A 19038-nucleotide genomic window follows, 5' to 3' on the forward strand; every position below is an offset into this window, starting at 1 on the left:
GCGGCGGCCCGGCGGCCCGGTGGCGGCTGCCATGGCGGGCGGCGGTCGTCGTGGGCGGATGTGTGGTCGACTGATCGCCGACCGCACAGAGGTTGCGCCACGCTCAGCTTTGATTATCGAGGGTGACCAGAGCTTGGAGGGATAGCCAGCATACTACCGCTAGCACCTGACCGACTTCGAAGGGTGATATGACGATGAAGGTCGTGGTGACCGGCGGGGCCGGCTTCCTCGGGTCCCATCTGACCAGGGCGTTGCTCTCCGCCGGCTGCGAGGTGATCGTCGTCGACGACCTGAGTACCGGCGCCGTGTCCAACCTGTCCGGGCTGCCGGTGAAGCTCGTCGTCGGCAGCGTCACCGACCGCGCGCTGCTCGAGGAGGCGGCCGCCGGCGCGGACAGCATCGTCCACCTGGCCGCCCGGCCCTCGGTGGAACGCTCGCTGCTCGACCCGATGGCCAGCCACGACGTCAACGTCACCGGAACCCTCACCGTGCTGGACGTCGCCCAGCGGGCCGAGGCGCACGTCATCGTCACCTCGTCCGCCTCCGTCTACGGCGACGCCGGGTCGCTGCCGTGCCGGGAGGACGGCCCGGTCGCCCCACGCAGCCCGTACGCGGCGAGCAAGCTGGCGGCGGAGGCCTACGCGCTCGGCTTCTCCGCGAGCTTTTCGCTGCCGGTCCTGGTCGCCCGGCTGTTCACCGTCTTCGGTCCCTTCCAGTCGGTCGGGCATGCCTACGCGGCCGTCATCCCGTCGTTCATCGACGCCGCGCTGTCCGGACGCCCGCTCACGGTGCACGGCGACGGCAGGCAGACCCGTGACGTCGGCTACGTCGAGCCGATCGCGGCGATGCTCGCCGAGGCGACCACCCGCCGGCTCGCGCACCCGCGGCCGGTGAACCTGGCGTTCGGAGCCCAGGTCGACCTGCTCACCCTGGTCGCCCAGCTGGAGGAGATCCTCGGCTACCAGCTTCCGGTCGCCTTCGGGCCGCGGCGCGCGGGCGACGTGCGTGACCTGCGGGCCGATCCGACGACGGCGCTGGCGCTGTTCCCGCGGGCGAAGGAGGTCGACCTCGCGACCGCCCTGGACGCCACGGTCGCCTGGTACGCGGCCCGCGGCGGTCACCCGCTGGGCATCCAGGAGCCGCCGCCGGTGCGCGGGCGCGCGTAGAACCCCTTCCCGCGGCGGTCGCCCGGCCGGTCAGTCCGCCTGGTGGCGCCGGTGTGGGGAGGCGGAGCCGGGGCCGGTGGCCTGGCGCGGGATGCGGGTGAGGCCGGCGGTGATGGCGGTGAGGTCGTCGCCGCGGCCGAGCTCGCGCAGCGCGGCCCGGATCTTCTCGTCGTCCGCCCACGGGTCCAGTTCGACGGCCAGCCCCGGGTCGAGTGGCGGCACCGGTACCTCGGAGATCAGCGGGTGGTGCGGCCGGTCGTCGGTCTCGCCGATCCCGAACGGCGCCTCGTAGAGTTTCTCGCCGGCGCCGAGCCCGGCGTAGACGACGCCGACCGCAGGGTCGGCGCGAGCCGCGAGCCGCCGCGCGATGTCCGCGAGCCGGATGGGCTTGCCCATGTCGAGCACCAGCACGTCCCCGCCCGAGCCGACCGCGCCCGCCTGCAGCAGCAGCGTCACCGCGTCGTCGACGGCCAGGAAGTGCCTGACCGCGTCCTGGTCGGGGACGGTGAGCGGGCCGCCCGCGGCCAGTTGCCTGGCCAGGACGGTCAGCGCCGAGGCGCCGGCGCCCAGCACCTCGCCGAACCGCGCGCTCACGTAGGCGACCCCGTGCTCGCGCGCGACGTGCGCGGTGAGCCGCTCGGTGATCCGCTTCGAGTAGCCGAGCACGCCGACGGCGTCGGTGGCCGACAGCGTGGAGAGGTTGAGCAGCCGCGCCACGCCGTGGGTGGCCGCCGCCTCGAGCACGGACAGGGTGCCCCAGACGTTGGTCTTCACCGACTCGCCGGGAAAGCGCTCCAGGAGCGGGAGGTGGGTGAGCGCCGCGGTGTGGAAGACGACCTCGGGCCGGTACCGCGCGAACAGCGCGGCCACCATGTCGACGTCGCGGATGTCGCACAGGACCACCGTCTCGTCGGGGCCGGCGTCGTCGCCGGCCAGGCCCTCGCTGGCCAGGCCGTCCCCGGGCAGGTCGGCGCGCCCGCGCAGCGCCAGCGCCAGCGCGCGCAGCGCGGACTCGTCCCGGTCCAGCATGACGAGCTCGGCGGGATGGTAGGCGCGCAGCGCCCGGCACAGCGCGGACCCGACCGCGCCGCCGGCGCCGGTGACCAGCACCCGCCTGCCGGTCACGTAGCCGGCTATGGCGCCGGCGTCGACGCCGATGGGGCGGCGGCCGAGCAGCGCGGCGGCCTCGGCCTCGGCGGCGTCGAGCGCGCCGGAACCGGCGGCCGGGTCGGCCCCGTCCGTACCCGTCTCCGCGGACGGCCGCGCGAGTTGCTCCTCGGCGAGCCGGTAGAGGTAGCGCGCGCCGAACATGACCGTGAGCGTGACCGTGCCGCCGAGCGGCGGCACGGAAAGCGGCAACGGCCGGGGATGGCCGAACGCGAGGAGCGCGACCTCCAGACCGACGACGGTCAGCGACACCGAGAGCAGCAGGCCGAGCACCTCGTCGAACCCGCCGAACCGGTAGCGCCCGAGATAAAGATGCAGGGCGGTGCCCACGAAGTGGAGAACGCAGACCGCGAGCAGCACGACCACCCAGAAGCCGACGTCGTGCAGCGCGCCGACGGAGAAGTCGAACCGGCCGGCCTGCGCGGCAGCCAGTCCGACGACCAGCGCGAGGCTGTCGAGGGTGATCTGGAGACCGACCCGCTGACGCAGCTCGAGCCGCGACACGCGCCGTGCGACCGCCGCCGCCCACAGTCGCCCACGCGTGCCGTCTACTCTCACGCTTACCCTGGGTCTCCACATGGATTCATAGGGTAAACGCATGTGGTGGTCGATCCGCCGTTACCGGATGCGTGCGGCTGGGCGGGCGAGGCGTGGCCAGTCGGCCCGTCGGTCACCTCCGCGGGCGTGCCCGCGACCCGGGCCGGCCGCCTTTCCGGCCGGTGGAACGGCCCTACTGGCGCGCCCCGCGCCGAGCTCGGTGAGACGAGACGCTCCGGAGAGGTGGACGTCGGGTGGAACTACGGGACTACACGCGGGTCCTGCGTCGCGGCTGGCTCCTTGTCCTGGTTTGTGTCGTCCTGGGCGGGTTGCTCGCGGCGCTTGCCACGTGGCGGTCGACCAAGATGTACGCGGCCAGCGTGACGCTCGTCGTGTCCAGCGCGGAAAGCGCCCCGGACAGCGCGACCGCCTACCAGGGCGGGCTGTTGTCCCAGCAGCGGATCAAGTCATACGCGAGCCTGGTGGCGAGCGACCGGGTCGCCACAGTCGTGATCGGCCGGCTGGGGCTCGCCGAGGAGCCCGACGACCTGCGGAAGCGGATCGCGGCCATGGCCGTGCCCGACACGGTACTGCTGCGGGTCAGCATCCGCGACTCGGACCCGGCCAGGGCCCGCTCGCTGGCCGACACGGTCGGCGAGGTGTTCGCCGACGCGGTCGCCGCGATGGAGGCCCCGGACGATGACAACGAGCCGGCGGCCCTGCGGATCACAGTGTGGGAGCGGGCGAAGCTTCCGGACGGCCCGGTCGCGCCGCAGCCAGTGCGCAACCTGGCGTTGGGAATCATGATCGGCCTGTTCGTCGGCATCGTGGCCGCGTTCGTGCGCTTCCGGCTGGACACCACGCTCGCCGACGAGGAGGAGACGGTCACGATCACCGAACGGCCGAACCTCGGAGCGATCGTCTTCGAGACGGATGCCGGGCGGCGACCGCTCATCGTGCATGCGAGCCCACAGTCGCCCCGCGCGGAGGCGTTCCGCCAGCTGCGGACCAACCTGCGGTTCGTCGACGTCGACAGCGGCCCGCGCTCGATCGTGATCACCAGCCCCCTGCCGGCCGAGGGCAAGTCGACGACGAGCTGCAATCTGGCGATCACGCTCGCGCAGGGTGGTGCCCGGGTGTGCCTCGTCGAGGGCGACCTGCGCCGGCCGTCGTTCGGCGAGTACCTCGGGGTCGAGTCGGCGGCGGGTCTCACCTCGGTGCTCATCGGGGCCGCCGGGATCGACGACGTCCTGCAGCCGTGGGGCCAGGGCCGGGTCGGTGCCGGGTGCATCGACGTGCTGCCGAGCGGGCCGATCCCGCCGAACCCGAGCGAGCTGCTCGGCTCGCGCGGGATGGCGGAACTGATCAAAAAGCTGACCGACCGCTACGACAGCGTGATCATCGACGCCCCGCCGCTGCTGCCGGTTACCGACGCCGCCGTCCTGGCCAGCCGGGCGGACGGCACCCTGCTGGTCGCCCGGCTCGGGCGGACCCGGCGCGAGCAGCTGCGGCGCGCGGTCACGTTGCTGCGCGCCGTCGACGCCCGCGTGCTCGGCACCGTGCTGAACATGATCCCGACCAAGGGGCTGTCCGCCTACGACTACAGCTCCTACTTCAGCAACGCGTCGACCCGGGGCCGGCACGCCCGCGCCCTGCTGTCCAACACCACCCGGCCGGGGTCCCCGCCGTCCGGGCGCGGCCCCTCCGGGAGGCCCGCCGCCGGTGAGGGCTGGGCCCGCGGTGCCGCCACCGGCGCCGCCGGGCGGGAACCGGTCAGCCTCACCGCGATCACCGAGCAGCGGTCCCCCGACCACGACAGCGGTCCGTCGGGCCGCGGCCACGGCCCGGGCGGCGCCGCGGAGCGCGGTCGCGGCGCGGACCGCGATGGGGGCCGCGGCCCGGACCGCGACGGGGGCCGCGGCCCGGACCATGACCGCGCACCCTCGGCCCGGGACACGTGACGCGGCAGGGAACGGGTGGCGGAACGCGGCAGGGATACGGCGGGGCGCGATGAACGGGCGAGACAGTGACGCGGGCGTGCCTGATGCCGAAGTGAACCGGCGCGGTGACCGCTCGGCCCGGACCTTCCAGGCAGGCGACGCCACCGCGGCGGGAACTCGGGGCGAGGCCGGCCGCGAGCGGGGCGCCGACCAGCGGGAAGGCTGGACCAGCCGGCAGACTCGCCCGATCCGGTTCCAGACCTCCCCGATCGCCGACCTCCCAGATCCGCTTCGCGGATCCGGCAGGAACCCTGCCGCCGATCGGGCAGGAACCCCGGATCCGGCGGGAACCCCGGGCGTCCCCGATCCGGCGGAAACGTCGGGAGTGGTGCCCCGGCAGCGGCGGGCCGAGCCCAGGGCGGCGGGCGACGGGCCGGTCGGCGGCCCCGGCGCCGAGGACGATGGTGCCGCTGCCACGCCGCGGCGTCTCCCGCCCGCCGGTCCCGTCCCCCGGCCCGTCCGCGTGGGAACGCGTGGCCGGGGCTGGCGGCGGGGCTGGCGGTGGATGCGCGCGCGGATCCGCCGGCCGACCCGGCGGGTGCTGCTGGGGCTGGCCTGCGCCTTTGTGTTCGTCCTGGCGGTGGCCGGATGGCTCGGCGTGCGCGGGCTGCTCGCCTACCAGGAGCTGACCCGCGCCCGGGCTGACATCGCCGACCTGCAGGACCGGTTGCTGGCCGGCGACGTGCCGGCGAAAGCCGAACTGGCGGCCCAGGTGGATCGGATCGCCCAGCGGACTCGAACCGCGCGTGACCTGACCGGCGACCCGGTGTGGTCGGCGGTCGGCGCCCTGCCCGGTATCGGCTGCCCCCTGAAGTCGGCGCACGCGCTCGTCGCCGCCGTCGAGCGGGTCGCCGGTGACGGCCTGCCCGCGATGGCCGAAGCGGCGGGCCTGCTCAATCCGGAGTCACTGCGCTCCGGGACGACGATCGTGCTGCCGGCGCTGGCCGCGGGCGGTCCTCCGGTGGGGCGGGCCACCACCGCGGTCGAGACGTTCCGGACGGCGCTCGCGGACGTCGACGACTGCGGCTGGCGGGGCGCGCCCCTGAGGCTCGGTTCGACGCGTGCCACCGTCGCCGCCCAGACGGACCGGCTCGCCGGGTCGCTGGCCGGGCTGAAGCTCGCCACCGAGCTCGGGCCGCCGATGCTCGGGGCCCACGGCGAGACCCGCCGCTACCTGCTGGTCGTGCAGAACCCGGCCGAGGCCCGGGCCAATGGCGGCATCGTCGGTGGGTACGGACTGCTCACCGCGCGCGACGGCGTGCTGCGACTCGATGACATCTCCGGCAACGGCTCGCTGCCGGTCCCCCGGGAGGGTTCGGCGCTGCGCCGTGACCCGGGCCTGTCGCCGGAGCTGGCCGAGCGGTACGGCTCGTACGAGCCGAGCAGGGTCTGGCCGAACGCCAACCTCACCCCGGACTACCCGACGGTTGGGCGGTTCTACGCGGGCATGTACGCGGCGGGCACCGGCGTCGAGGTCGACGGGACGATCAGCGTCGACCCGACCGCGCTGTCGTACCTGCTCGCCGCCACCAGACCGGCGACGCTGCCCGACGGCCAGGTGGTTACAGCCGACAGGCTGGTGAAGCTGGTCTCCTCCGACGTGTACGCGCTGATCGACGGCGTCCAAGCGCGGGATGAGTACTTCGCGGACGTGGGCAAGGCCGTCTACGAGGCCGTCATCTCCGGCGACGGAAATACGCGGGCCTTGCTGACGGCGCTCGGCCGGTCAGCTGGGGAGGGCCGGTTGCTGGTGTCAAGCACCCACGCGGACGAGCAGCGAATTCTTTCCACCACCGCGCTGGGGGGCGCGCTGCCGACCGCCCCCGGGCCGTTCCTGGGCGTGCTCACCCAGAACGCGACGGGCGGAAAGCTTGACTACTGGCTGCACCGCGCCGTCGGGTACCGGATGGAGCGCGCGAAGGACGGCAGCGGCGTCGCGACCATCGTGATCCAGCTGTTCAATGCGGCTCCGGCGGGTCTCCCCGAGTATGTGCGCTACCGGCTCGAGGGCGGCGGGCCCCCCGGAAACCCGGACGCAGTGAACGACACCTGGCTGTCGGTCTACACAGGGGTCGACAGTCGGTTGCTCGGCGCGGCGCTGGACGGCAAGCCGATTCCGCTCACGGCCGAGACTGAGCGTGAGCACACCGTGCTGTCCACGTTCGTGCCGCTTGCCCGGGACCGACCGCGGACTCTCGTGCTGCGGGTCTGGGAACCCATCGGCGGGCCGGAACTAACTGTCCGTGGTCAACCGTTGGCGAATCCGGAGCGGATCGCCGTCGTCGGTCTACCGACTCGCACCCCCTGGCAGCTCATCGACTCCGACTGACTACTGAGGGTGCGTGACACTCGGAGTCACTCTCAGTAACCTCCGCGTAGTCAATCGTTCGATTGCTTGCATGGATCACCCTCTGGGGAGTGCCTCGATGAAACTCCGCGCGCTAGGAGTCGCGATGCTCGCAAGCTGCGGGCTCGCGATCAGCGTCCTACCGGCAACGGCGGCTCAGGCTTTGGACGAGCCCTTGTTCGGCCCGGTGCCGTTCGACCCGTATCCGCCGTCGAAGGTCTGCGGTGGCAGCACCGGCGTGCTCGAGGTGAGCCAGTCGGTCGTCCAGGTCGGGCAGTCGATCGTCGTCTCGGCCTGTGGCTTCATACCCGGCGCGTACATCGACATCGCGCTCAACGGCATCCTCGCGAAGTCGGTCGTCGCGAACGCCTACGGCAACATCAACGCCGTGATCGTGCCGTCGGGAGCCGACGAGCAGGCGGCCCTCGCGGAGGCCTCCACCGACGTCACCGTCGCGGCCCGGTCGCCGCGCTTCAAGCGGGTGACGATCACCGCCACCGGTCCGGGCTTCGAGAAGGCCGGCCTCTTCGGCAAGCCCGAGGAGCCCGGCAAGGACGACATCCTCGGCGGGGACGACATCCTCGGCGGGGACGACAAGCCCGGTGAGGAGGCCATCCTCGGCGAGGGGCTGGAGCTGGAGCTGGCCGCGCCGGCCGGCGCGAAGACCTCGCTGGCGGCGATCACCCGCATCGCCTCGGCCGAGGTCCTTGTGATCAAGGATCGCCACTGGTACTCCAGCGTGGGCGGGCCTGGTGGTCCTGCCGGCCCTGACGGTCCTGCCGGTCCTGCCGGGTACTACGGGCCTGACGGCGAGTGGGTGCCCGGTGACGGGTACTACGGGCCTGACGGTGAGTGGGTGCCCGGTGACGGGTCCTACGGGCCTGCCGGGTACTACGGGCCTGACGGCGAGTGGGTGCCCGGCGACGGGTGGGAGGACGGCGAGTGGGCGGACGACATCGCCGTAGGCCGTGACGGGGACATCATCGCCATCAACGGCATCCCGATCCCGATCCCGATCCCGATTGGCGACTGGTTCCACGACAAGGACCGGGACTGCCGGGACAAGGACGGCGGCCTCCTCGGTGACAAGGACCGCGACGACAAGGACCGCGACGACAAGGACGTCCGGGATGACAAGGACGTCCGGGATGACCGGGGCGACAAGGACACCCTCGCGGACGGGGATGGCCTGTTCGACGACAAGAACCGGGACGACAAGGACCGGGACAAGGACCGCTGTGACGGGTTCGGCGGGGTCGGCGTCGGCGTGGTCGGCGTCGGTGTCGCCGGCGGCGGCGTCGGCGGCGCGACCGGGGCCGGCGGGGCGCTGCCCTTCACCGGTGTCGAGACCGAGGCTCTGGCCACGCTCGCGGTGGTCATGCTCGGTAGCGGCGTGGCGCTGCGGGTCGTGACGCGGCGCCGCCGGGAGTCCCTCGTCGGGACGCGCACCGAGGCCTGAGGCGCTCCGTATCCGGCTGTAACACAGGACGGGCCGCTCCCACCCCGCGGGAGCGGCCCGTTCCTTGCGCGGCTACCCGGCCCGGCCGCTCAGGTGGCGCTGTCGTCGGCGGAGCGGCGGAACAGCCGGCGGCCGAGCGCGGCGAGCGGGTCGTAGGAGGCGTCCACCACCCGTTCCTTGAGCGGGATGATGCCGTTATCGGTGATCTTGATGTGTTCCGGGCAGACCTCGGTGCAGCACTTGGTGATGTTGCAGTAGCTGATGCCGGCCTCGGCGCGCAGCAGCTCCAGGCGGTCGTTGGTGTCCAGCGGGTGCATCTCGAGCTCGGCGTAGCGGATCATCAGCCGGGGCCCGGCGAACACCTGCTTGTTGTCCTCGTGGTCACGGATGACGTGGCAGACGTTCTGGCACATGAAGCACTCGATGCACTTGCGGAACTCCTGGATGCGGTCCACGTCCTCCTGGAACATCCGGTGGTGCCCGTCGTCGCCCGCCGGCCGGCCCGGCGCGAACGTCGGCACCTCCTCGGCCTTCTCGTAGTTGTAGGTCACGTCGGTGACCAGGTCGCGCACCACCGGGAACGTGCGCAGCGGAGTGATCGTGATGGTCTCGCCTGGGCCGAACAGGTTCAGCCGGGTCATGCACATCAGCCGCGGCTTGCCGTTCACCTCGGCCGAGCACGACCCGCACTTGCCGGCCTTGCAGTTCCACCGGACGGCGAGGTCGTTGGCCTGCGTCGCCTGCAGCCGGTGCACCGCGTCGAGGACGACCATGCCCTCCTCGACCTCGACGGTGAAGTCCTCGAGCCCGCCGCCCTCGGCGTCGCCGCGCCACACCCGCATCGCCAGCTCGTAGCCCATCAGCCGTTCCTTCCGTTGCTCGTCCCGGTGACCGGGGGCGCCTGCGGTGGGGGGTTGTCGTCGGCCTGCCGCGGCGGCACCGTCGCCTGCGCCGCGGCGCCCGCCGCGCCCGGCGCGGAGACCGGCGCCGGCGGCGCGCTCGGCGTCTCGAACAGCGTGGCGAGTTCCGGCGGCAGCGCGGGCAGCGCCTGGGCCGTGAGCTCCAGTTGCCCGTCGCGCAGCCGGAGCACGTGGTTGATCTTCGCGAACTCCGGGTCGGGCCCCGGGTAGTCGTCGCGCGTGTGCCCGCCGCGGCTCTCCTTGCGGGCGAGCGCCGCGGCGGCGACGCACTCGGCGACCAGCAGCATCGAACGCAGGTCGAGCGCCAGGTGCCAGCCCGGGTTGTACTGGCGGTGGCCCTCGACGGCGACCCGCTCGGCGCGCTCCCGCAGCCCGGCGATCTCCTTGATCGCCTGGGTCAGCTCGTGCTCGGTGCGGATGATGCCGACCAGGGACTGCATCACCGCCTGCAGGTCGAACTGCAGCTGGTAGGGGTTCTCGGCGCCCTCGGTACCGAACCGCTCGAACGGCGCGAGCGCCGCCGCCGTGACCTCGGCGACCTGGCCCTCGTCGGCGGCCGGCCGCGCGTCCGCTGGGATCGCCTGGGCGTACTCGGCGGCCGACAGGCCGGCGCGGCGGCCGAACACCACCAGGTCGGACAGCGAGTTGCCGCCGAGACGGTTCGACCCGTGCAGCCCGGCGGCGCACTCGCCGGCGGCGAACAGGCCCGGCAGGGTCGTCTGCTGGCTCTCCGGGTCGACCTTGATCCCACCCATCACGTAGTGGCAGGTCGGGCCGACCTCCATCGGCTCGCTCGTGATGTCGACGTCGGCCAGCTCCTTGAACTGGTGGTACATCGACGGCAGCCGGCGGCGGATGGTCTCCGGGTCGCGGCGGCTGGCGATGTCGAGGTAGACGCCGCCGTGCGGCGAGCCGCGGCCGGCCTTCACCTCGGAGTTGATCGCGCGGGCGACCTCGTCACGCGGGAGCAGCTCGGGTGGGCGCCGCGCCGTCTTCTTGTCCGTGTACCAGCGGTCCGCCTCCTCCTCGGTGTCGGCCGTGTCCGCCGCGAACACCTCGGGGATGTAGTCGAACATGAACCTGCGGCCCTCGGAGTTGCGCAGCACGCCGCCGTCGCCGCGCACGCCCTCGGTGACGAGGATCCCGCGCACCGACGGCGGCCAGACCATCCCGGTCGGATGGAACTGGACGAACTCCATGTCCATCAGCGCGGCGCCGGCCTTCAGCGCGAGCGCCTGGCCGTCGCCGGTGTACTCCCACGAGTTCGACGTGATCTGCCAGGACTTGCCGATGCCGCCGGTGGCGAGCACCACGGCCGGCGCGTCGAACCGGACGAACGTGCCGGTCTCGCGCCAGTAGGCGAACACGCCGGCGATCCGCTCGCCGCCGGTCTCCGGGTCCGGCGCGGTCAGCAGCCGCTGCACGGTGCATTCCATGAAGACGTCGAGCTTCTTGGCCACGACGCGGTTCTGCAGGGTGCGGATCAACTCGAGGCCGGTGCGGTCACCGACGTGCGCGAGCCGGGCGTAGCGGTGGCCGCCGAAGTCGCGCTGCAGGATCTTGCCGTCCGGGGTGCGGTCGAAGACGGCGCCCCATTCCTCCAGCTCCCAGACCCGGTCCGGCGCCTCCTGGGCGTGGATCTGGGCCATTCGCCACTGGTTGAGCATCTTGCCGCCGCGCATGGTGTCGCGGAAGTGCACCTGCCAGTTGTCCTCGGGCCACACGTTGGCCATCGCGGCGGCCATGCCGCCCTCGGCCATCACGGTGTGCGCCTTGCCCAGCAGGCTCTTACAGACGATCGCGACCCGCGCGCCCTGCTCGTGCGCCTCGATCGCGGCGCGCAGCCCGGCGCCGCCGGCGCCGACCACCACGACGTCGTAGGTGTGTGTCTCGGCTGTCACGGGGTTCCTTTCCCGCTCGCTTTCCTGGTTCTGGACCGGAAGGGCGCCTGGGCGTCCGGGCGATCCCGGCCGGAGCCGCGCGATGATGGCGAAGCCTCGCGCGGCGTGGGCCGCCTGAAACGACTCGGCTGGAGCCGCGCGATGATGGCGAAGCCTCGCGCGGCGTAGGCCGCCTGAAACGACTCGGCTGGAGCCGCGCGACGACGGCGAGGCCTCGCGCGCGGCGTGGACCGCCTAGGCGATCCAGTGCGGATCGCTCAGATGGCCCGCGGCGACCAGCCAGATGTAGAAGTCGGCGGCCATGATCCAGAGCAGGCTCGCCCAGGCGAAGAACATGTGGTGCCGGTTGAGCACCGAGATCCTGGCCCAGATCCGGCGGCGCAGCGGCGCCTTGGAGAGCAGGTTCAACCGGCCGCCGCACAGGTGCCGGCACGAGTGGCAGGACAGGGTGTAAAGCCAGATCAGCGCGGCGTTGACCACCAGCATCCCGGTGCCGACCCCCACGCCGAACCGCCCGTCATGGATGAACGCGATCACGGCGTCGTAGGTCAGCAGCCCGGCGAAGAGCACCGCGAAGTACCAGAAGTACCGGTGCACGTTCTGCAGCACCAGAGGGAACTTGCTCTCCCCGCTGTAGCCCCGGCGGGCGTCCGGCACGGCGCAGGCCGGCGGCGACCACCAGAACGAGCGGTAGTAGGCCTTCCGGTAGTAGTAGCAGGTGAGCCGGAAGCCGAGCGGGAAGATCAGAATGAGGAGCGCCGGCGACACCGGCGAGATGTCGCCGAAGACATGCGGCGTCGCGTCGTCCAGACAGTTGTCGGTAAGACACGGCGAGTAGAACGGCGACAGATACGGGTCGGCGAAGTAGTCGCCGTTCCGCAACGCCGCCCAGACGCCGTAGACGACGAAGCCGGCGAGCACGACGACCGTGATCAGTGGCTGCATCCACCATCGGTCCCGGCGCAGCGTCCTGGCGCCGACGGCTGCTCGGGGCGCCGGGACGGGTCGTGGCCTCGCTGCTGGCGCGGCCGGGTCCGCGGTCGGCGCGGGTCTGGTCCGAACGGGCATGGGGTGGTCTCCTCGGCTGCTGGCGCCGCGGTGGCTCTCCCCGCCAGGCCGTTGCTCCGGCCCGGCGGGGCCACCGCTGGAACGCGGGTGCCACGCGCGGCGCCCGTCGGGGGAGCCATCGCGTGGCCCGTGGCGCGCGGCGACGCGGACCCTCCGGCCCCGGGAGCCGGGGATTGCCTATACATGACAGCCAAGGCGCAGAGGGTCCGTGTGCTGCACATCACGGCCCACGGCGCAGTCTGGCCCATCGCGGAACAGTTGGCCAGGGTCTTCCTGAAACACGTTTCGGTGTGTCTCGGCGGACCTGGTCCGACACTGATCAGTCCGTCGTCGAAAGCCCACGTGACCGGGCCGGTGACGGGACGGGCGCCCGCCGCGTCGAGCGGGCGACGGCTCGCGACCTCGGGACTCCCGCCCGTGGTCGCGGGCATGCGCGGGGGCGGCTGGATACCTCCCGGTCGGCGCTGCGGTGGTGGAGCTTTCCGAAGGCTTCTCCTTCCCGTCATCCCAGGCTGGAAGCCTGACGGGCGGCCAGAGGAGGCTTCATATGACTGTCAGTCGTCGTGGTGTGCTGGGAGCCAGCGCCGCCGGTCTCGGCATCGTTCTTACTGGATCAGTCGGTTCCGTCTTCGGCGGCACCGCCAACGCGACCGGGTTCGGCCAGGGCCACGGTTCCAAGTTCACCGGCTACGGGGATCTCATCCCCGACCCCGCGGGCATCGCGGACCTTCCCCGCGGCTTCCGCTACAAGGTCCTTTCGACCAAGGGCGAGAAGCTGAGCGATGGCGGTACTGTCCCCGCCGGTCACGACGGCATGGCGGCGTTTGACGCCGGCCACAACACCGCCCTCGTGCGCAACCACGAGTTGACGCACGACGCCAGCTTCCCGGTCCCGCACAACGCGAAGATCACCTACGACCCGGGGGCGGACGGTGGTACCACCACGCTGGTCGTCCGCGGGGACAAGCTGATCTCGCACGTGCCGAGCCTGTCCGGCACGGTCCGCAACTGCGCCGGCGGCTTCACGCCCTGGGGTACCTGGCTGACCTGCGAGGAGACCGAGCTCACCCCGGCGCAGGACGCCGCGCTCACCAAGCGGCACGGCTATGTCTTCGAGGTCGACCCGTTCAACCGGCTGCGCGACAACGAGCCGGTGCCGCTGAAGGCGCTGGGCCGCTTCGCCCACGAGGCGACCGCGATCGACCCCCGCACCGGCGTCGTCTATCTGACCGAGGACGCCGGCAGCCCCGACGGCCTGTTCTACCGGTTCCTGCCGAACCGGCCGAAGGGCGGCCCGGGCAGCCTGCGCGCCGGTGGCAAGCTGCAGGCGCTGTACGCCGGCGGCCTGGCCAACCTCGGCCCGGTCACCGAGATCGGCACCAAGCTCAAGGCCACCTGGGTCGACGTCCCGGACCCCGACGCCACCACCACCTCGGTGCGCAAGCAGTTCGCCGCCGGCGCCGTCTCGGGCATCCCGAAGTGCGAGGGCACCTACTACTCGGACGGCTACATCTACGTCGTCTCCAGCTACGCCGGCGGGCGGGACGCGAACGGCAACCACAGCCTGCACGAGGGCCAGGTGTGGCGCTACGAGCCGAAGCGGGACACCTTCGAGCTGGTGCTGCGGTTCGCGCCGGACAGCGAGTTCGACGGGCCGGACAACATCGCCCTGTCGTCCTGGGGCCGGATCGTGCTCTGCGAGGACGGCGACGACGAGAACTACCTGGTCGTCGTCGGTGACGACAACAAGCCGTACAAGCTCGCCCGCTCCGTCAGCACCTCCGAGTGGGCCGGCGCGACCTTCTCGCCCAATGGCAAGTGGCTGTACGCCAACATCCAGGGCGACGGCCGCACGCTCGCGATCACCGGCCCCTGGCGGTAGCCGCCCCTCGGCCCCGGCGGGGAGCTCCCGCCGGGGCCGGTCAGCGCGGGCCGCCCGGCCGCGTTACCCCCACCTGCGCGCAGCCACGCAGGTGGGGGTAGCGGGCCCGTACGGCTCGAAATCGGCGTCGGGCCCGTGTCGGCGGAGTGCCCGGGCGCCGCGGGCGGTCCGCCGCCGAGGCTCGCGGTGGCGCGCTGGGGCGGCCGTCGCCGCCGCGCCGCGATGATCGGCTGTTACCGCATGGCCTTTTCGCCTACCTCGGACGTTCCTCGCGGTTTCCGGGCGCGGACATGCCTGCTTGGGAGCCTGTCGGCCGGCCAAAGGAGGCTTCTCTATGACTGTCAGTCGTCGCGGTGTTCTCGGTGCCGGCGCCGCCGGCCTCGGAATTGTCCTGACCGGAGCGGTCGGCCCGGTGTTCGGCGGTACCGCCAACGCGACCGGGTTCGGCCGCGGTCACAGGTTCACCGGCTACGGTGACCTCGTCCCCGACCCCGCGGGCATCTGCGATCTGCCCAAGGGCTTCAGCTACACCAGGATCTCCGCCGTGGGCGAGACCCTGACCGGCGGCGGCAACGTCCCGGGCGCGCACGACGGCATGGCCGCGTTCCGGTCCGGCCGCGACACCGTGCTGGTGCGCAACCACGAGATCGAGCCCGAGGACGTGGAGGAGGACGGCGTCCCCACGGTGCCGCACGTCCCGGGCCTCACCTACGACCCGGAGGCGCCCGGCGGCACCACGACCCTGGTGCTCACGGGCGACCGGCTGCGCTCGCACGTGGTGAGCCTGGCCGGCACGGCCAACAACTGCGCCGGCGGGCCAACCCCGTGGAACACGTGGCTGACCTGCGAGGAGACCGACGCCGTCTTCGGCAAGCCGCACGGCTACGTCTTCGAGGTCGACCCGTTTCGGCGGCTGCGCGACCGCGAGCCGGTGCCGCTGAAGGCGCTGGGCCGCTTCGAGCACGAGGCCGTCTCGATCGACCCCCGCACCGGCGTGGCCTACCTGACCGAGGACGCCGACACGCCGTTCGGCCTGTTCTACCGGTTCCTGCCGAAGCGGCCGAACGGCGGCCCGGGCAGCCTGCGGGCGGGCGGGAAGCTGCAGGCGCTGTCCGTGCGCGGGATCGCCGACCTGATGACGGTCACCAGGGTCGGCACCAGGCTCAGGGCCACGTGGGTCGACGTGCCGGACCCGGACGCCACGAGCACCCCCGTCCGCGCCCAGTTCGCCGACGGCAAGGTGTCGCGGATCCGCAAGTGCGAGGGCACCTACTACTCGGACGGCTACATCTACGTCGTCTCGAGCTACGCCGAGACCGACGACGAGGAGGCCTACCTCCACGCCGGCCAGGTGTGGCGGTACGAGCCGAAATCGGCCACGCTGGAACTGGTGCTGCACTTCCAGCCCGACAGCCCGTTCGACGGCCCCGACAACATCACCATCTCGTCGTGGGGCCGGATCATCCTCTGCGAGGACGGCAACGACGACCAGCACCTCGTCGTCGTCGGCGACGACGGCAAGCCCTACCCGCTGGCGCGCTCCGGCAGTGGCTCCGAGTTCGCTGGCGCCACCTTCTCGCCGGACGGTGCCTACCTCTACGCCAACATCCAGGAGGACGGCCTCACGGTCGCCATCAAGGGTCCCTGGCGCTGAGGCACCGCGGGCCGCCCGGCGCGCCGCCGGGCTGACACGCCGCCGGGCCGACAAGCTACCGGCGGCCCGTGGACGACGAGGTCCCGGGCCGCCGGTTTGTCCTGGAGACCGGAGATCTGGCCACGGGGCCCATCGCCCATGGCGCGCAGCGCGCCCGCGTCGGCCCCACTGGGCATGGTCCGGTGCCGGCCTTGGCGAGACACGAGCCGGCGGCGCCGGCCGCGGGCCTGACCTGGCCTGACCTGGCATCCGCCCGGCCGGACGACGATCGAGACAGGTGATGGCGTGGGGGCCTTGTCGCCCTCCGCCCATGACTCGTGGCGCCGAGAGAACGTTCTTTCGGCGCCACGAGTCATGCGCCGATCGTGGAGACGGCGGGTGGGCCGTGCCCGAGTCGGCGGGTCAACGCGAGCCGGGTGGGCTAGCGGCGGCGCAGTGCCGGGTTCGTCAGCGACGGGGGGACCCAGCCGGCGTCGGCCGAGTTGATGTTGGTGCCGGGCGGGACGAGCGCGTCGATGCGGTCGAGCACGGCGTCGTCGAGGGTGACGTCGGCGGCCGGAAGCTGGCTTTCCAGATGCTCCATCGTGCGCGGGCCGATGATCGCCGACGTGACGGCCGGGTGGCGCAGCACGAACGCGATCGCCAGTTCGATCAGGCTGAGCCCGGCCTCGGCCGCGACGTCGGCCAGCTCGATCGCGAGCTCGACCTTGCGCCGGTTCTCCGGGATCGCCGGGTCGAACCGCTGGGGCACCCGCTCGGCCCGGGTGCTCGTGACCGGGCCGCCGTCGCGGCGGTACCGGCCCGAGAGGTAGCCGCCCGCGAGCGGGCTCCACGGCAACACCCCGAGGCCGTACTTCTGGGCAACCGGCAGCAGGTCGGCCTCGATGCCGCGGACCAGGATCGAGTACGGCGGCTGCTCGGTGACGAACCGCTCCCTGGCGCGCCGCTCGGCCACCCACTGCGCCTCGACCACCTCGTGCGCCGGGAACGTCGAGCTGCCGAAATAGCGGATCTTGCCGGCGCGGACCAGGTCGGTCAGCGCCCCGAGGGTCTCGTCGATGTCGGTCGACGGATCGGGCCGGTGCACCTGGTAGAGGTCGATGTAGTCGGTACCGAGCCGGCGCAGGCTGTTCTCACACTCCTGGATCAGCCAGCGCCGGGACAGCCCGCCGCGGTTGGGCCCGGGGCCCATCGGCATGTACGCCTTGGTCGCGAGCACGATGTCGTCACGGCGCCCGCCGGCCAGCGCCTTCCCGACGATCACCTCGGACTCGCCGGCCGAGTAGACGTCGGCCGTGTCCACGAAGTTGATCCCGGCGTCGAGCGCCCGATGGATGATCTTTATCGACTCGTCGTGGTCCTGGGTGCCCCAGGCGCCGAACATCATGGCGCCCAGGCACAACGGCGTGACCCGCACGCCGGTGCGGCCGAGTACGCGGTACTTCATCAGAGACCTCCAAAGGCCCGACCCCGGTGGGAGCCAGGAGGAACGGGAAGCAGCGAGCGGGGCTCGGCCCCTCGGCCCGCGAGACGTCCGGCGGACCCGCCGCGACGCGCGGGCGGGGTCGCGTGCCATGTCACGTGAGACAAGGATGGTCGAGTGGCCAACCCCCAGCAAACACCTTCCCGGTGGCCGGAGCCCTCGGTCCTGCGCGTCGACGGCCCCGTGCTGGCCGGGCCGGACGACGTCCGCGACGGGCTGTGGATCGTCGGTGGCCGGGTCACCTACGAGCGGCCCGTCGGATCGGCGGACGTTCGGACGGTGCGCGGCTGGGTGCTGCCCGGGCTGGTGGACGCCCACTGCCACGTCGGACTGGACGAGCACGGCGCCGTCGACGCGGACACGACGCTCGCGCAGGCCCGCGCCGACCGGGACGCCGGCTCGCTGCTGCTGCGTGACGCCGGGTCGCCGGCGGACACCCGCTGGATCGACGACCGCGACGACCTGCCCAGGCTGGTGCGCGCCGGCCGGCACATCGCCAGGACCCGCCGCTACATCCGTAACTACGCCGAGGAGGTCGAACCGGCGGGCCTGGTCGAACAGGTGCGGCGGCAGGCCGGGCGCGGCGACGGCTGGGTGAAGCTCGTCGGCGACTGGATCGACCGCTCCGTCGGTGACCTCACCCCCTGCTGGCCGGCCGACGCCGTCGCCGAGGCGATCGCGGCCGCGCACGCGGCGGGCGCCCGGGTGACGGCGCACTGCTTCGCCGAGGACTCGCTGCAGGGCCTCGCCGCCGCCGGGATCGACTGCGTCGAGCACGCCTGCGGCCTCACCGACGACACGATCGCGCTGTTCGCCGACCGCGGCATCGCGATCGTGCCGACGCTGGTCAACATCGCCACGTTCCCGACCATCGCCGCCGGCGCCGAGGAGCGGTTCCCGCGCTACGCCGCGCACATGCGCGCCCTGCACGCCCGCCGTTACGAGACCATCCGCTCCGCCTACGACGCCGGAATCCCGATCTACGTCGGCACGGACGCGGGCGGCTCGCTGCCGCACGGCCTCGCCGCCGCCGAGGTCGCCGAACTGGTCAAGGCCGGCCTGCCCCCGGTGGCGGCGCTCGCGGCGGCCACCTGGTCCGCCCGCGCCTGGCTCGGCTTCCCCGGCCTGGAGGAGGGCGCCCCCGCGGACCTCGTCGTCTACCCGGCCGACCCGCGCGAGGACATCGCCGTCCTCGCCGTCCCCGACCTCATCGTCCTACGCGGCCGCCCAGTCACCGACGCCTGACCGCCGCCTGGTCACCCCCGCCCGGTCACCCCCGCCCGGTCACCGCCGCCCGGTCACCGCCGGCTGCCGTCGCCCGTGAACGTCGCCGATGGCCCCGGTCCCCTCTCCCCAGCCCTCATGATCGCCGTTTGTGTCCTAATGAGTTCTGGGAGCCAGCCATCCGGCAGACTCCGGGCGGTAGCCGCCGGCAGGTGAGCACTCGTCTGTCC

The 19038-nt window shown here is 72.7% G+C and carries 12 protein-coding genes; 7 read left to right on the plus strand and 5 right to left on the minus strand.

Translation table 11 applies throughout. The annotated features are described in order from the left end of the window. Window positions 1-194: 194 nt before the first annotated feature. Entirely contained in the window at window positions 195-1166 is a 972-nt protein-coding gene (locus I6A81_RS04620; protein WP_203001127.1) for an NAD-dependent epimerase/dehydratase family protein, read from the plus strand. A 30-nt stretch (window positions 1167-1196) separates the two neighbouring features. Here I6A81_RS04620 and I6A81_RS04625 read toward each other — a convergent pair whose 3' ends face one another. Beyond that, the gene (locus I6A81_RS04625; protein WP_203001129.1) at window positions 1197-2912 is read right to left on the minus strand and encodes a polysaccharide biosynthesis protein; all 1716 of its coding nucleotides are present in this window, start codon (window positions 2910-2912) and stop codon (window positions 1197-1199) included. Between the two features lie 212 nt (window positions 2913-3124). On the opposite strand from I6A81_RS04625, the gene I6A81_RS42985 reads away from it, so the two are divergent. The 3 genes from I6A81_RS42985 to I6A81_RS04635 all read left to right on the plus strand — a co-directional run bounded on the left by I6A81_RS42985 (window position 3125) and on the right by I6A81_RS04635 (window position 8676). After that, complete coding sequence (locus tag I6A81_RS42985) at window positions 3125-4831, plus strand: polysaccharide biosynthesis tyrosine autokinase (RefSeq protein ID WP_307874474.1); 1707 nt, start codon at window positions 3125-3127, stop codon at window positions 4829-4831. A gap of 544 nt (window positions 4832-5375) precedes the next feature. Continuing rightward, window positions 5376-7199 (plus strand): DUF4012 domain-containing protein, encoded by a 1824-nt coding sequence (locus I6A81_RS42990; RefSeq protein ID WP_238428499.1) that lies wholly within the window; start codon window positions 5376-5378, stop codon window positions 7197-7199. A gap of 124 nt (window positions 7200-7323) precedes the next feature. After that, window positions 7324-8676: a hypothetical protein gene (locus tag I6A81_RS04635; RefSeq protein WP_203001131.1), complete on the plus strand. Its 1353-nt coding sequence runs from the start codon at window positions 7324-7326 to the stop codon at window positions 8674-8676. 89 nt (window positions 8677-8765) lie between these two features. On the opposite strand, the gene I6A81_RS04640 is transcribed toward I6A81_RS04635, so the two are convergent. The 3 genes from I6A81_RS04640 to I6A81_RS04650 form a co-directional block, all read right to left on the minus strand. Then, a complete protein-coding gene (locus I6A81_RS04640; protein ID WP_203001133.1) occupies window positions 8766-9536 on the minus strand; it encodes a succinate dehydrogenase/fumarate reductase iron-sulfur subunit in 771 nt (256 codons plus the stop codon). Beyond that, window positions 9536-11497 (minus strand): fumarate reductase/succinate dehydrogenase flavoprotein subunit, encoded by a 1962-nt coding sequence (locus tag I6A81_RS04645; protein ID WP_203001135.1) that lies wholly within the window; start codon window positions 11495-11497, stop codon window positions 9536-9538. The genes I6A81_RS04640 and I6A81_RS04645 overlap by 1 nt, the downstream gene beginning before the upstream one ends. 234 nt (window positions 11498-11731) lie before the next feature. Beyond that, window positions 11732-12565: a hypothetical protein gene (locus tag I6A81_RS04650; protein ID WP_203001137.1), complete on the minus strand. Its 834-nt coding sequence runs from the start codon at window positions 12563-12565 to the stop codon at window positions 11732-11734. A gap of 547 nt (window positions 12566-13112) precedes the next feature. Here I6A81_RS04650 and I6A81_RS04655 point away from each other — a divergent pair. Both I6A81_RS04655 and I6A81_RS04660 read left to right on the plus strand, forming a co-directional pair. Further along, window positions 13113-14447, plus strand: coding sequence for an alkaline phosphatase PhoX (locus I6A81_RS04655; protein ID WP_203001139.1), 1335 nt, complete (start codon window positions 13113-13115; stop codon window positions 14445-14447). A 334-nt stretch (window positions 14448-14781) separates the two neighbouring features. Beyond that, complete coding sequence (locus I6A81_RS04660) at window positions 14782-16101, plus strand: alkaline phosphatase PhoX (RefSeq protein ID WP_203001141.1); 1320 nt, start codon at window positions 14782-14784, stop codon at window positions 16099-16101. Between the two features lie 421 nt (window positions 16102-16522). Here the strand turns inward: I6A81_RS04660 and I6A81_RS04665 are convergent, their stop codons facing one another. Further along, window positions 16523-17548, minus strand: coding sequence for an aldo/keto reductase (locus I6A81_RS04665; protein ID WP_203001143.1), 1026 nt, complete (start codon window positions 17546-17548; stop codon window positions 16523-16525). 153 nt (window positions 17549-17701) lie between these two features. Between I6A81_RS04665 and I6A81_RS04670 the strand changes: the two genes are divergently transcribed. Beyond that, window positions 17702-18829, plus strand: a complete 1128-nt coding sequence (locus I6A81_RS04670) for an amidohydrolase family protein (RefSeq protein ID WP_307874475.1) — start codon at window positions 17702-17704, stop codon at window positions 18827-18829. The last annotated feature ends 209 nt before the right edge of the window (window positions 18830-19038 follow it).

This window comes from Frankia nepalensis, from assembly GCF_016786325.1.
In the GTDB taxonomy this organism is placed as follows: domain Bacteria; phylum Actinomycetota; class Actinomycetes; order Frankiales; family Frankiaceae; genus Pseudofrankia; species Pseudofrankia nepalensis.